This is a genomic window from Acidisoma sp. PAMC 29798, from assembly GCF_030252425.1.
Lineage (GTDB): Bacteria > Pseudomonadota > Alphaproteobacteria > Acetobacterales > Acetobacteraceae > Acidisoma > Acidisoma cladoniae.
On the sequence record NZ_CP126994.1, the window covers coordinates 181760 to 194963 of the forward strand.

Here is a 13204-nt window from a genome sequence, read left to right on the forward strand (position 1 = left end):
AATCAGGTGAATCTGAGTCTGGCCAAATAAGAACAAATACGCAACACCGGCGGGGTGGAGCTTTGGTCTTAAACGACCAGCAATTGCCCTATCGTTACGATATCGACACCAGCGATGTCCATATTTCGATGCGCCCTGGCGAGCGATCCATCGAGATCGATGCCTCGGCTGGCGTCATCGACCATGGACACCGTCAGGCCGAAGTGTCGGGCATCGCAGGCGGTCCAGCCGACGCAGAAGTCGGTCGCGACGCCGCAGACCACGACCTCGGTAATGCCCCGGCTCGCCAGCCAACCGTCAAGGCCCGTTCGGGTCGTCCGATCGGCTTCGAGGAAGGCGGAGTAGCTATCGACAGCCGGGTGATAGCCTTTGCGCAGGACCAGGCCGGCATGCGGAATATCGAGATCAGGGTGAAACGCAGCGCCCTCGGTGCCCATGACGCAATGATCCGGCCATAGAACCTGCGGGCCGTAAAAGGCGTCGAAGGTCTCATAGACATCTTTTCCGGGATGGCTGGACGCGAAGGACGCATGGCCCGGCGTATGCCAATCCTGCGTCAGCACGACGTTCGAGAACTGCGTCGCGAGCTTATTGATGGTCGCCACGATGTCGTGGCCGCCGGCAACAGCCAGTGCGCCACCGGGCATGAAGTCGTTCTGCATATCGACGACGAGAAGGGCGCGATTGCTCATAATGTCCCACCGGAGGCGTGTCTTGGCCGTCTGTCCCTACACCCTGACGCAGGCTAAGGGGAGGTCATGACCGCTCACATCCTGGACCATCCGATCTGGAACGCCTTGACAACGCGACAGAGCGGCTTCGCCGAGGCGGATGGCCTCGCCCGGCGTTATCGGCCCGAAATCTCGCTGTTTGCGGCAATCGCCGATCGCACGCCGGACAGCTTCGCTTCGCTCCGTCGGCTCATCCCCGATGGCGGTACGGTTGCCTTGTTCACGATCGCGCCGGTGACGCCGCCGGATGATTTTGAGGTGACGCTCGCGACCACGCTGGAGCAGATGCTCGGAACGGAGCTCGTGGAGGCCGACGAGTCGGCGCTAAGTCCGCTCGGCGTCGCCGATGCGCCGGAGATGCTGGACCTCGCCGAGCTGACGAAGCCTGGACCCTATTATCTCCGCACGCATGAGCTGGGTGCTTTTCTCGGTGTGCGGGTCGGTGGCCAGCTCGTCGCTATGGCCGGCGAACGCATGAGGCTAAATGGCTTCACGGAGGTGACGGCCGTCTGCACCCATCCCGATCATTGCGGGAAGGGCTATGGCAGCTTGCTTCTCGGCGCGGTGGCGCGGCGTGTGCGGGCGCGCGGCGAGACGCCGTTCCTGCACGTCTTCTCGCACAACACCCAGGCGATCGCGCTCTATCTCCGCTCGGGCTTCACTCATCGTCAGACGATGCAGCTCACGGTGTTGGCGAAGCGCTCTGTTCCAACATCGGTTTGAGTTTTGCTAGCACTTCGGCCACGATCTCATCGACGGGGCGACCGATCTCGACCGTGATGGCCTCTTCCGGTCCGGGCGCTTCTAGCGTCGCGAACTGACTCTGAAGCAGGGACGGCGGCATGAAATGCCGCTCGCGATGCTGCATGCGGGACAGCAGAAGCTCGTAACTGCCCTTCAAATAGATGAAGTGCACGTCCTTGTGGCGATTGCGCAGGATGTCGCGATAGGTGTGCTTGAGCGAGGAACAGGTGACGACGCCTCTCACACCTTCGTCGCGCCATTCGGCAATGCGCGCCGCGATCGCTTGAAGCCAGGGACGCCGGTCATCATCGTCAAGCGGCGTACCATGCGACATCTTCTCGATATTGGCGGGGGGATGAAGATCGTCCCCTTCGATCATCGGCCAGCCGAGATCCTTGGCCACTGCCGCCGCAATGGTCGATTTGCCGCAGCCAGAGACGCCCATGAAGATCAGCGCGGTAAGTGGCATGGAAGAGAAGACCCCTAGGAGCAGAACAAGATTGGCCCGAATCCAAATCCAAAATCGTCATCCCCGCATCAAGTGCGCGGATGACGGTCACTAGCAATGACCAACCTTACCATCATCGCGTGCCTAAACGTTGAAGCGGAAGAGCAGCACGTCACCGTCCTTCACCACGTATTCCTTGCCTTCAATCCGCAGCTTGCCCGCGTCGCGCGCGCCGGCTTCACCCTTGTAAGCGATGTAATCCTCGTAGGCCGTGGTCTCCACCGCAATGAAGCCGCGTTCGAAATCGCCATGGATGGCGCCAGCCGCGCCCGGTCCCTTGGTGCCCTTGAGAATGGTCCAGGCCCGCGTTTCCTTAGGGCCCACGGTGAAGTAGGTGATCAGGCCCAAAAGCCCATAGCCGGCACTAATCACGCGGTCGAGGCCGCTATCCGTCAGGCCCAGACCTTCGAGATAGTCGCCGCGATCGGCATCCGGCAATTGGCTGACCTCAGCTTCGATGGCTGCCGAGACCACGACATGGGCGGCGCCCTGGCGTTCGGCCATCTCCGCGACCTTGGCGGAGAAGGCATTGCCCTCGGCGGCCGAGGCTTCCTCGACGTTGCAGACATAGAGGACGGGCTTGGCCGTCAGCAGTTGTAGACGCTCGGCAATGCGGCGGTCGGCTTCGGGGATGGCGGTGCGGGCGGCTTTACCCTCGGTCAGCGCCGCGATGATCGGCTCGACCAAGGCGAGCAAGGTCACGCTCTCCTTGTCGCCGCCACGCGCACGCTTCTGCAAGCCGATGAGGCGCTTCTCCAGGCTTTCGAGATCGGTGAGCATCAGCTCGGTCTCGACTACCTCGGCATCCCGCACAGGATCGATATTGCCTTCGACATGGGTGATGTCGCTGTCCTCGAAACACCGCAGGACGTGGATGATGGCGTCGGTCTCGCGAATATTGGCGAGGAATTGGTTGCCGAGGCCTTCCCCCTTGGAGGCGCCGCGCACCAGACCGGCGATGTCCACAAACTCCAGGCTCGTCGGCAGGATCTTGGCGGATTTGCCGATGGCGGCCAGCGCCTGAAGCCGCTTATCCGGCACCGCGACACGGCCGACATTGGGCTCGATGGTGCAGAAGGGATAGTTCGCGGCCTGGGCGGCGGCGGTCGCCGTCAAGGCGTTGAAGAGAGTCGATTTGCCGACATTCGGCAGCCCGACGATGCCGCAGTTGAACCCCATCAGCCTACCTTCCGCATGTCTTCGGCGACACTTGTCATGAAATCCTCTGGCCGGTTGTCGGCAAGCTGTGGCGCACGGTCGGCGACCGCGCCCAGGAAGGGGATCAGCCAGCTCCGGTCGGCGGCCGGAAAATCCCCCAGCACATAGCCCAGAACGCGATCCTTATGGCCAGGATGCCCGATGCCCAGCCGCACACGCCGATAGTCCGGCGTGCCGAGGCACTGGTCGATGCTGCGCAGCCCGTTATGCCCGGCCGCCCCGCCACCCTGCTTGATGCGCAGCTTGCCGGGAATGAGGTCGAGTTCGTCGTGAAACACCGTCATCACATCGGGCGTGAGCTTAAAGAACGCCGCCGCCGCCTGCACCGACTGGCCGGAGGCGTTCATATAGGTCATCGGCTTGAGGGCAAGAATGCGTGTTGTGCCGATGCGCCCCTCGGCCACAAGACCCTTGAAACGCGGCCGCCACGGCCCGAAGCCGTGGCGGCTCGCAATCGTATCCAGCGCCATGAAGCCAATATTGTGGCGCTGCCGGGCCATGCCCGGCTCTGGATTGCCGAGCCCGACCCAGAGCTGCATAGGCGGATGGACCTCCCCTTGCGGAGGAGCCCCTTACTTCTTCTTCGCGGGCTTCTGCGCCGGACCGGGGGTCGAGCCCTTGGCCGGTGCCGCACCCTTGGCCGGAGCGGCGCCCTTGGCGGGTGCCTTGCCGCCAGCCTTGGTGGCGGCGGGCGCGGGCGTGGCGGCCGCAGCGGCGGCGGCATCCTCGGCGGCATCGGTTTCCGAAATCTGCGTAGGCGGTGCGACGGTCGCGATCACGAAGTCACGCTCCAGAATGATCGGGCGCGTGCCCTCGGTGCCGCGAAGGTCCGAAAAGCGGATGTTGTCGTTGATGTCGAGCGTGCCGAGATCGCCGTGGAAGGCTTCCGGCACCGTCTCGGGATCGGCATAGACTTCGACCGTGTGGCGGACGACGTTCAGCACGCCACCGCGCTTGAGGCCGGGGGAGGTGGCTTCATTCTCGAACACCACTTGCACGGCGACGCGAATCTGCTCGCCCGGCGCAAGGCGCTGAAAATCGACATGCTCGGGCTGGTCGGTCACGGGATGGAACTGCACGTCGCGGATCAGGGCGCGCGTGGTATCGGTACCGTACGAAAGCTCGTACAGGCGTGACCGCCAGCCACCGCGATGAAGCTCCTTCATGACCGCGCGCGGCTCAAGGGAGATCAGGGTCGGCGTCTGCTTCGCCCCGTAGATGACGGCGGGAACCTTCCCGGCCCGGCGTGTCGCGCGTGCTGCCCCCTTACCTGCATGCTCGCGCAGCTCGGCCGGAATAGTCGTGAAATTGGCCATAACTCGCTCCTATCGGAAAACACTAAAACGCCGGCCTCCAGGGGTGCCGACGTTACGCGGGCGATGTAGCGGAAGCCCAGACCCCGCGCAACCGCGGCCTGCGCACGTCCGGTGCGACAAGCCGATGGCCGCAACTTTCTGTTGCAAACATCGATACATCCTGTTGCGGAATCTTCCGGTTTCGATTTTAATGCGGATCGGCAAAGTTGTATCTACAACCTGAAGATGCGCCATTGGAGCAATATCTTTAGGGTCTTTAAAACCAAGAAATCTTCAAAGGGAGACGGTCATGCCAGATACACAGCAGCCCGCGATTGATCTTTCTCAAGAAAACACCCCGATCGACGAGAGCTTACAAAAATACGCTCAACTCATGAACAATTTGCAAGGTAATATCCTCACCTCGCATGGCCGCCATTTCGCCATGCACATTTTTTTCAAGTTCAAGCCGGATCTTGCGGCCGCCAAGGCTGCCATCGTCGCGCTGCGAACCTCGGGTTACATCCATTCGGCTGCGGAGCAAGCTGCCCAGACTGCCCGCTTCGTCGCTGACGGCGACACAATACAGGAAGTCTTCGGCACGATACTGTTCAGCGCCCACGGTTTGGCGGCGCTAGGGCTCACCGTGCCGCCGGGCGGCAGCATCGCACCAGGACCTGCCGTCAACCTGACCTTTGCACAACCGATGCGTGCTGCGGCGGCTGAGTTAGGCGACAAACTGAACCTGTGGGACCCTGAATATCTTGAGGACATCGACGGTGTGCTCATCGTCGCCTACGGCAATCAGCCGACCGACAACACGCAACCGATCCTCGACGAACTCTTCGCTCAGGCGAAGAAGGCACGCGAGATCCTGGAGAAGGGGGCTGTGGTTGCGAAGGTCGAGACCGGCCATGCCCATGTCATCGACAACGAGCCGCGCGAGCATTTCGGCTTCGTGGACGGGATCAGCCAGCCGCTCTTCCGTGTCAAGGATATCGCTGGCGCTGGCCCGACTGACCTCTTCGATCCTGCGGCCGGGCTGATCAACCTTTTGATCGCCGATCCCTGCGCGCCGGGCGGTTCCACGGATGCCTTCGCGAGCTTCTTCGTGTTCCGAAAGTTGGAGCAGAACGTCAAAGGGTGGCGTGCGGCGGTAGAAACAACCGCGAAAGACCTGGATGCGGATCCCGGCCTTGCCGGCGCCATGGCAGTGGGGCGTTTTCAGAACGGCGATCCGGTGGTGGAGGCGGATGCGCCGACGGGTCCCTTTCCGCAGCCGAGCCCGCCGAACAACTTCACTTATGCCGAGGACGTGGCCGGGCTTAAATGCCCGTATCACGGCCATATCCGGAAGGCGAACCCCCGTGGCGACACAGACCGCAACTTCGGTAAAGGGGACGGTAAGCTGACGCCCGGTGAGCGCGACCGCCGCATTGCGCGCCGGGGCATCACCTACGGCGATCGTGCGCCGGGCCTGACCGATGCCCCGGAGACGGGGGTCGGACTGCTCTTTATGTGTTATCAGGCGAATATCGCCGACCAGTTCGCCTTCATGCAGAAGAACTGGGTCAATAATGACGGTTTCGGGCGCGGCGATCCGCTGCCTGGACAGGATGCCGTCATCGGCCAGGGCAGCCACACCCAGGCACAGGTCTGGGCCGATCCCTGGGGCGGGCCAAACACCAAGACGCTGCCGGATTTCGGCCAGTTCGTTACGAACAAAGGCGGCGAGTTCTTCCTCGCCGTCAGCATCCCCACGATCCTGGCCCTGGCTTAACGCGGCGTCTGCACCGGTGGATGAGCCGGTGCCACCCCTTTGGGATGCGGTCCCATGTTCAATAGTTCGGTGCTTGACGTGGCGCTCGGCGTGGTTTTCGCCTTCCTGGCGGTCAGCCTGATCACCAGCGCCGTGGTCGAGGCGATCAATTCGATCTTCAAGCTAAGGTCGCGGTCATTGCTGAGTGGGGTGAAGGCACTGGTCAATGACCCGAACTTCACCGGCTTGGCGATTGCACTTTACAGACACGCGGCCGTCAATCCGCGCAGCGGCGGGGCCTCGACCGCCGGCGGCACGGACGCGCCGCTCAAAAATACACCGGCCTATATCCAGCCGCGGCAATTCGCCAATGCCTTGCTCGACATCACGGGGCTTTCCGCAGCGAGCGCCACGGAGGCGGCCCGGGCCCCTGGGCCGCAGGCTGTCGAGGCGCTGACCAACGCGCTCGATACGAGTCTCGCGGACGCGACCAACCCGCAGATCAAGCAGCTATTAACCGATATCGTGCAGCGCACACGGGGTGATATCGAGCAAGTGAGGACGGAGACAGCGGCTTGGTTCGATGGCGCGATGGATCGCGTGGGCGGCGCGTTCAAGCGCTGGACGCAGTTGATTTCGTTCATGATCGCCTTCCTCCTCGCCGGCGCGCTAAATGTGGACACGATAAATGTGGCGACCGTCCTCTGGGCGCAGCCGACCGTGGCCAATCATCTCCAGGTGCTTGCTTGCGCCGACAAAGATTGCCCTGACATGGCCAAGTCCGCCGCCGATGTCATAGCAGCGCTCGATAATACCCTGCCTATCGGTTGGCCGCCCGGCCGGCTCCAGACGTTCGAGGGCTATCCGTGGGAAGCTTTGCTAGGTTGGCTGGTGACGGCCTTCGCCACCCTGTTCGGCGCGCCCTTCTGGTTCGATATGCTGCAAGGCTTCGTGCGTTTGAAGGGCGCGGGGCCAAGCCCGGCTGAAAAGCAGGATGGGAGCGCCGCCGCCAATTGAGTGGGGTAGCTTGCCCCGTCGGAGCGCTTCCGCCATGGTCCGCCGCCCAACGCGCCGGACCCTATGACGCTCCACGCCTCCCTCGTTCATCTCGTTTTCCTGGCTGGCCTCGCGATGCTTTCGGCGGCGGCGGTGCGGGCGATGATCGGCGTGGGCGTGATGGATCACCCCTCCGGCCGCAAGGCGCATGATGCGCCCACGCCCAAGATGGGCGGGGTCGGTATCGTGCTCGCCTATCTTCTCGGGATCGCGATCCTCTATCACTATGCCGGCTTCGCCCGCATCGCCGATCCCTATTTCCGGGGCATGATCCTCTCGGCCTTCGCCATCGCCTTGGTTGCGCTGCTGGACGATCTTTACGATTACCCCTTCATCGTGAAGCTCGGCGCCCAGATCGTGGCGGCGCTGACCGCCGTGGGCGGCGGTCTTTTCGTCACCTTCTATCGCATTCCCTATGTCGGCGGCGTCGATGTCGGTCCTTTCGCGATCCCCTTCACCCTGTGTTGGATCATGTTCGCGACCAATGGCATGAACTTCATCGATGGCATGAACGGCCTCGCGGCCGGGGTCACGCTGATTACCTGCGTCTTTCTCAGCCTGTTTGCGATGCATGCGGGCGCCTGGTTCACCTATCTCGCGGCGGCCTTGTTGGCGGCGGGCGTGGTCGGTTTCCTGCCATTCAACTATCCCCGCGCGCGCATCTTCATGGGCGATGTCGGCAGCCAGTTCTGCGGCTTCGTGCTGGCCATGCTGGCGGTCGCCTCCTCCCGCTTCGAGGGCGCCGACCTGTCCTTCGTGCTGGTGCCGATGATGCTGACCGGCGCCCTGTATGACGTCGGTTTCACTCTGGTCCGGCGGCTGCTGCGCGGGGAGAACATCACCCGCGCCCATCGCGGCCACCTGTTCCAGGTCGCCCAGCGCGCCGGCATGGACCCGCGCCTGATCACGCTCATCTACTGGGGCTTCACCCTGTTCGGCGCTGCTGCCGCTTGGTGTTTCCTGGCCGCCCCGTCCCTCTACAAGCCGGTGATCGTGCTCGTGCCGCTGGTGCCGCCGATGATCTGGACCCTTTATGTCATCCACCGCGCCAGGCTGACGGATGTCGGCCGCTGGTCGCAGTGATACGGCAGCAAAACACCTCTTCAGACTGTTCGGCTGCTTAATTCCGCCTACAATCTTTCAGTTCCGTGACCGAAGGGCTCGGCACGGGACCAAAGCATCCACAAAAGCCCAAAACGGGGAGGCTGCGCATGACACGGGTTGCATTGGTAACGGGCGGTTCACGCGGGATCGGCGCGGCGATCAGCATCGCGCTGAAGGAGGCCGGCCGCCACGTGATTGCGAGCTATGCCGGGAATGTCGAGGCGGCGGAGGCCTTCACGGCCTCCACGGGCATTCCCACGATCAAGTTCGACGCCGGGAGCTTTCCGGAATGCGAGGCCGCCGTCGCGGAGATCACCGAGGCACATGGCGCGATCGAGGTGCTGGTGAACAATGCCGGCATTACGCGGGACGGCACGATGAACCGCATGACGCGCGATATGTGGGATGCGGTGATCGATACCAACCTCGGATCCTGCTTCAACCTGTGCAAGCTCACCTTCGACGGCATGAAGGCGAAGAAATTCGGCCGGGTGGTCAATATCGGCAGCATCAACGGGCAGGCCGGGCAATACGGCCAGGTCAATTACGCCGCCGCCAAATCCGGCATCCATGGCTTCACCAAGGCCCTGGCGCAGGAGGGCGCGCGCTTCGGCATTACCGTCAACGCCATCGCGCCGGGCTATGTCGATACCGATATGGTGCGCGCGGTGCCTGAGGATGTGCTCGCCAAGATCGTGGCGCGGATTCCCGTGGGTCGCCTCGGCCATGCCGAAGATATCGCACGCGGGGTGGTCTTCCTGACCGCCGATGCCGGCGACTTCATCACCGGATCGACGCTCTCCATCAATGGTGGCCAACATATGTACTGACCCTTGGGTCAGTACAGCCCGAAAGGCACGCGATGACGTTGCGGATTGGAATCGCCGGCATCAGCGGTCGGATGGGGCGCCTTCTGGTGGAAGAAGTGGCCGCCGCCGGCGCCGATATGGCGGGCGGAACACGGCGTGGCGACGACCTTGGGCCGGTCGCCGCCGCGAGCGACGTGGTGATCGACTTCACCCGCGCCGAGGCGGTTCAGGCCCATGCCGCCGCCCTGGCCGATTCCGTCACTGCCTGGGTGCTCGGCACCTCGGGCCTCAGCGCGGCGGATGAGATGGCGGTCGCCGAGGCGTCCAAGCGCATCGCCGTCGTCTACGCGGCAAACTTCTCACCCGGCGTCACCCTGGTGCTGGCCCTCGCCGAGCGCATGGCGGCGGCCCTGCCGGCAGCGCAATACGATGCCGAGATCGTCGAAATGCATCACCGCCAGAAGGTCGATGCGCCGTCCGGCACCGCCATTGGCCTCGGTCGGGCGGTCGCCACCGGGCGTGGCGTCGATCTTGCGGATGTCATGCAGAGCGGCCGGGACGGCCATACCGGCCCGCGCGAAATGGGCACGATCGGTTTCGCGGCCTTGCGCGGCGGCCAGGTGGTGGGCGAGCATAGCCTTCTATTCGCCGGTGCCGACGAGCATATCATTCTCACGCACAAGGCATTCGACCGCAGAACCTTCGCGTCGGGGGCTGTGCGCGCCGCGCTATGGGCTTCTACTCAGCCACCAGGCCTCTATGCGATGCGGGACGTTCTGGGTCTGCATTGACGCCTTACGTGTTGACCCCCTCGGGAGTTTCGGCCAAACCGCCAGTCCTCGCCGCCCGGCGAGGTCACTTCCAGGCAGTGTGAGGCCCAGAATGCGCGACAGCGGCGAATATCTCTTCACGTCGGAATCCGTTTCCGAAGGTCATCCCGACAAGGTCGCCGACCGGATCAGCGATACGGTGGTGGATGCGTTCCTCGCAGCCGACCCCTATGCCCGCGTTGCCTGTGAGACCTTGGTGACGACCAACCGCATCGTGCTAGCCGGCGAAACACGCGGGCCGGACACCATCACCCACGAATATCTCGCCCATCTCGCGCGCCTCGCGGTGCATGACATTGGCTACGACCAGTCTGGCTTTTCCTGGAAGACGGCAGATATCCAGGTTCATCTCCACGGCCAGTCCGCCGATATCGCAGTCGGCGTGGACGCGGCCGGCAATAAGGACGAGGGCGCCGGCGACCAGGGCATCATGTTCGGTTATGCCTGCCGCGAGACCGAAGAGCTGATGCCCGCGCCGCTGTTCTACTCGCATCTCATCCTGCGCCGGGTGAGCGAGCTGCGCCGGAACAAGGATCTCAGCGTCGAGGGGCTGCAGCCCGACGCGAAGAGCCAGGTCACGCTGCGCTATATCGACGGCAAGCCGGTGGGTGCCACCAGCATCGTCGTCTCGACGCAGCATGATGAGGGTGTCAGCCAGGAGCGCATCAAGGGGATGTTGCTCCCGATTATTGAGAGCAGCCTGCCGCCCGGCTGGATGCCCAATGAGTCCGACATCTACGTCAATCCGACCGGAACCTTCGTCGTGGGTGGACCGGACGGTGATTGCGGCCTGACCGGCCGCAAGATCATCGTGGACACCTACGGCGGTGCGGCCCCGCATGGCGGCGGCGCCTTCAGCGGCAAGGACCCGACCAAGGTCGATCGCTCCGCGGCCTATGTCTGCCGCTATCTCGCGAAGAACGTCGTCGCTGCCGGCCTCGCCGAGAAATGCACGCTGCAGATCAGCTACGCCATCGGCGTGTCGCATCCCCTTTCGGTCTATGTCGATCTGCATGGCACCGGCCATGACGTGAGCGAGACCAAGCTTGAGCAGGTGTTGCGCGAGCTGGTCAATCTGTCGCCCCGTGGCATTCGCGAGCATCTTCGCCTCAACCGCCCGATCTATGCGGTGACCTCGGCCTATGGCCATTTTGGCCGCACGCCGGATGAGGAGAAGGGCACCTTCACCTGGGAACGCACGGATCTGGTGCCGGCGCTGAAGTCCGCCTTCGGCCGCTGATTCCGCCGAAGCCCCAGCCGAACCGGCTTTACGGCCGGCAAAGGAGCCACCCGCTACGGGCGCGACAGGCCTGGCTGATGCAAGCCGTGCTGCCGCGCCTCCGCTTCGATGACGCCTTCATCGAAGCGCCGTCGCGGTCCTTCGAGGGCGCCATCGAGTCGCTGTGGATGGAGGTCGGGTTCGGGGGCGGGGAGCATGCGCGCGCACTCGCCGCTGCCAATCCCGCCATCGGGCTGATCGCCTGCGAGGTCTTCGAGAACGGCATCTGCTCGATTCTGTCTGCCCTGGTGCCCGATGACGGCACCGAGGATGTGCCGGCGTTGCCGCCCAATTTGCGGCTTTGGGACCAGGATGCGCGGGGTTTGCTCGCGCGCTTGCCGCCCGCGTCACTGTCGCGTCTCTATCTCATGTTCCCCGATCCCTGGCCGAAGTCCCGCCATGTGAAGCGGCGCTTCATGCATCCTGAAAACATCGCCCTCGCCGCGCGGGCCGTGAAGCCCGGCGGGTTGTGGCGGATTGCGACGGACGACCCGACCTATCAGGCCTGGACGGCGGATGTGCTGGCGGCGCAACACGCCTTCGACGTGCCGCCACCCGCGACGCTGCGGCCCGAGGATTGGCCGCCGACGCGCTATGAGGCCAAGGCGCTGCTCGCCGGCCGCCCCTGCCTCTATTGGAGTCTGATCCGCCGCAGCGGCAGCTGAACCTCCCCCAGGCCGGCGGCGAATCCCCGGCTCGCGCGCCAGCAGGGCGTCTCCACCCAGTGATGCAGCGCCCAGGCCGCGAGGATCGGCAGCCCTAAGGCGGGCATGATCCAAAAGACGGAAAACGCCCACCAATGCCCGCGGGACTCGGGGGTGATTACCAGCATGAGCAACCGCTGGATTGGCGCGTGAATGAGATAGAGCGGGTAGGACACACGGCCGAACCACAGCAGCAGCGGGCGTGTCAGGATTTGTCGCAGCAAAAGCGCGGGTTGGAAAAGACCCGGCCAAGGCAGGGCGCCCCATGACAAGGTCATCGCTTCGCCAAGGATGCAGACCGTCCAGACGAGCGGGACGGCCAGTTTCTCGATGGCGCCCTGGGCCACGCACAGCAGGCAGAGCAGGATGAGGGTCAAACGGTAGAAGCGCCAGGCCGCGCGGTCCCCGCCTGAGGAGAGCAAGCCATAACTCGCGATGCCGAGGGCAAAATAGCCGGCCTCATGCGGCAGAAAGGCGCGGCCGAATTGCCAAGGCAAAGGCAGCAGGTCGAGCGCTGCACCCGCGACGCCGAGGAGGATGAAGAAAACGGTGAGCGGCTGCGCGGCAGATCGGCCGAAGGCCAGCAGACCGGCGATCACCGCATAGAATTGCCATTCGGTACTCAGACTCCAGGCCGGTCCCAGGATCGCGAATTCCGCATCCGGCAGCACGGCGCGCGGCCAAAGCCCGTGGGTCATGGTCAGATGGGCGGCGAGATGCGCGAGCCATGGCTGCGGCCATGCTGCTTCGCAAATGTCCCGCGCGGCGCCCGCCTGCGGCAGCCACGGCATGGCGGTCAGTGGGTCACCTGCCGCCAGAACCAAGGCCGCCAGGACTAGGGCGACGCCATAGACGGGAAGCAGCCGGCCCGCGCGCGCGATCAGGAAGCCGGCCGCACTGGGCTGTCCATCGAGGGAACGCAGGATCACCAATCCGCTCAGAACGAAGAACAGGTCCACGGCCGCCAGGCCATGCGATACTGCCGGCCGGAGCCAGGCGGCCGCGCTCGGAAGCCACAGAAAGGGGACCGTGTGGCCGAGCAGGATATAGAGCGCCAGTGCCCCGCGTAGGCCATCGAGCGCCCGCAATCGTCCGGTTATCGTTGTCATTATGCAATGATAACCGGACGATTGCGATTTGACGAGCGGTAACGGTTAGGAGCTGGGT

At 64.0% G+C, this 13204-nt stretch carries 13 protein-coding genes and 1 pseudogene; 8 read left to right on the top strand and 6 right to left on the bottom strand.

Annotation, left to right across the window (positions count from 1 at the left end; translation table 11 throughout):
* Positions 1-68: 68 nt before the first annotated feature.
* Positions 69-692 carry a bifunctional nicotinamidase/pyrazinamidase gene (pncA, locus tag QP803_RS00885; protein WP_284945804.1) on the bottom strand — a complete coding sequence of 208 codons (624 nt, stop codon included), beginning with the start codon at positions 690-692 and terminating at the stop codon, positions 69-71.
* A gap of 66 nt (positions 693-758) precedes the next feature.
* On the opposite strand from pncA, the gene QP803_RS00890 reads away from it, so the two are divergent.
* Entirely contained in the window at positions 759-1454 is a 696-nt protein-coding gene (locus QP803_RS00890) for a GNAT family N-acetyltransferase (RefSeq protein WP_284945805.1), read from the top strand.
* Here the strand turns inward: QP803_RS00890 and QP803_RS00895 are convergent.
* The 4 genes and pseudogenes from QP803_RS00895 to QP803_RS00910 form a co-directional block, all read right to left on the bottom strand.
* A complete protein-coding gene (locus tag QP803_RS00895) occupies positions 1414-1944 on the bottom strand; it encodes a gluconokinase (RefSeq protein ID WP_284945806.1) in 531 nt (176 codons plus the stop codon). The two genes, QP803_RS00890 and QP803_RS00895, sit on opposite strands and share 41 nt — an antisense overlap.
* Positions 1945-2067: 123 nt before the next feature.
* On the bottom strand, positions 2068-3162 hold the full coding sequence (gene ychF / locus QP803_RS00900; protein ID WP_284945807.1) for a redox-regulated ATPase YchF: 1095 nt from the start codon (positions 3160-3162) through the stop codon (positions 2068-2070).
* Entirely contained in the window at positions 3162-3740 is a 579-nt protein-coding gene (gene pth / locus QP803_RS00905) for an aminoacyl-tRNA hydrolase (RefSeq protein ID WP_284945808.1), read from the bottom strand. Before pth ends, ychF begins: the two co-directional genes overlap by 1 nt.
* A gap of 126 nt (positions 3741-3866) precedes the next feature.
* A pseudogene (locus QP803_RS00910) lies at positions 3867-4517 on the bottom strand (50S ribosomal protein L25/general stress protein Ctc); the annotation flags it as partial.
* A 289-nt stretch (positions 4518-4806) separates the two neighbouring features.
* Between QP803_RS00910 and QP803_RS00915 the strand changes: the two are divergent.
* From QP803_RS00915 to trmB, 7 genes are all read left to right on the top strand, one after another.
* Entirely contained in the window at positions 4807-6276 is a 1470-nt protein-coding gene (locus QP803_RS00915) for a Dyp-type peroxidase (RefSeq protein WP_284945809.1), read from the top strand.
* A gap of 54 nt (positions 6277-6330) precedes the next feature.
* Entirely contained in the window at positions 6331-7272 is a 942-nt protein-coding gene (locus QP803_RS00920; protein WP_284945810.1) for a hypothetical protein, read from the top strand.
* 63 nt (positions 7273-7335) lie between these two features.
* Positions 7336-8394: a glycosyltransferase family 4 protein gene (locus QP803_RS00925; protein ID WP_284945811.1), complete on the top strand. Its 1059-nt coding sequence runs from the start codon at positions 7336-7338 to the stop codon at positions 8392-8394.
* Positions 8395-8522: 128 nt separating this feature from the next.
* The gene (gene phbB / locus QP803_RS00930) at positions 8523-9245 is read left to right on the top strand and encodes an acetoacetyl-CoA reductase (RefSeq protein WP_284945812.1); all 723 of its coding nucleotides are present in this window, start codon (positions 8523-8525) and stop codon (positions 9243-9245) included.
* A 38-nt stretch (positions 9246-9283) separates the two neighbouring features.
* Positions 9284-10015 (top strand): 4-hydroxy-tetrahydrodipicolinate reductase, encoded by a 732-nt coding sequence (dapB, locus tag QP803_RS00935; RefSeq protein WP_284947786.1) that lies wholly within the window; start codon positions 9284-9286, stop codon positions 10013-10015.
* Between the two features lie 91 nt (positions 10016-10106).
* Complete coding sequence (gene metK / locus QP803_RS00940; RefSeq protein ID WP_284945813.1) at positions 10107-11294, top strand: methionine adenosyltransferase; 1188 nt, start codon at positions 10107-10109, stop codon at positions 11292-11294.
* Between the two features lie 77 nt (positions 11295-11371).
* Positions 11372-11998, top strand: a complete 627-nt coding sequence (gene trmB / locus QP803_RS00945) for a tRNA (guanine(46)-N(7))-methyltransferase TrmB (protein ID WP_350356051.1) — start codon at positions 11372-11374, stop codon at positions 11996-11998.
* On the opposite strand, the gene QP803_RS00950 is transcribed toward trmB, so the two are convergent.
* Positions 11965-13146 carry an acyltransferase family protein gene (locus QP803_RS00950; protein WP_284945814.1) on the bottom strand — a complete coding sequence of 394 codons (1182 nt, stop codon included), beginning with the start codon at positions 13144-13146 and terminating at the stop codon, positions 11965-11967. The genes trmB and QP803_RS00950 overlap by 34 nt on opposite strands.
* Positions 13147-13204: the final 58 nt, after the last annotated feature.

Coding starts and splice junctions, on each gene's coding strand:
- QP803_RS00895 (WP_284945806.1), bottom strand. CDS start 1,944: ATGCCACTTACCGCGCTGATCTTCATGGGCGTCTCTGGCTGCGGCAAA.
- metK (WP_284945813.1), top strand. CDS start 10,107: ATGCGCGACAGCGGCGAATATCTCTTCACGTCGGAATCCGTTTCCGAA.
- trmB (WP_350356051.1), top strand. CDS start 11,372: ATGCAAGCCGTGCTGCCGCGCCTCCGCTTCGATGACGCCTTCATCGAA.
- phbB (WP_284945812.1), top strand. CDS start 8,523: ATGACACGGGTTGCATTGGTAACGGGCGGTTCACGCGGGATCGGCGCG.
- pncA (WP_284945804.1), bottom strand. CDS start 692: ATGAGCAATCGCGCCCTTCTCGTCGTCGATATGCAGAACGACTTCATG.
- QP803_RS00950 (WP_284945814.1), bottom strand. CDS start 13,146: ATGACAACGATAACCGGACGATTGCGGGCGCTCGATGGCCTACGCGGG.
- QP803_RS00890 (WP_284945805.1), top strand. CDS start 759: ATGACCGCTCACATCCTGGACCATCCGATCTGGAACGCCTTGACAACG.
- ychF (WP_284945807.1), bottom strand. CDS start 3,162: ATGGGGTTCAACTGCGGCATCGTCGGGCTGCCGAATGTCGGCAAATCG.
- QP803_RS00920 (WP_284945810.1), top strand. CDS start 6,331: ATGTTCAATAGTTCGGTGCTTGACGTGGCGCTCGGCGTGGTTTTCGCC.
- QP803_RS00925 (WP_284945811.1), top strand. CDS start 7,336: ATGACGCTCCACGCCTCCCTCGTTCATCTCGTTTTCCTGGCTGGCCTC.
- pth (WP_284945808.1), bottom strand. CDS start 3,740: ATGCAGCTCTGGGTCGGGCTCGGCAATCCAGAGCCGGGCATGGCCCGG.
- QP803_RS00915 (WP_284945809.1), top strand. CDS start 4,807: ATGCCAGATACACAGCAGCCCGCGATTGATCTTTCTCAAGAAAACACC.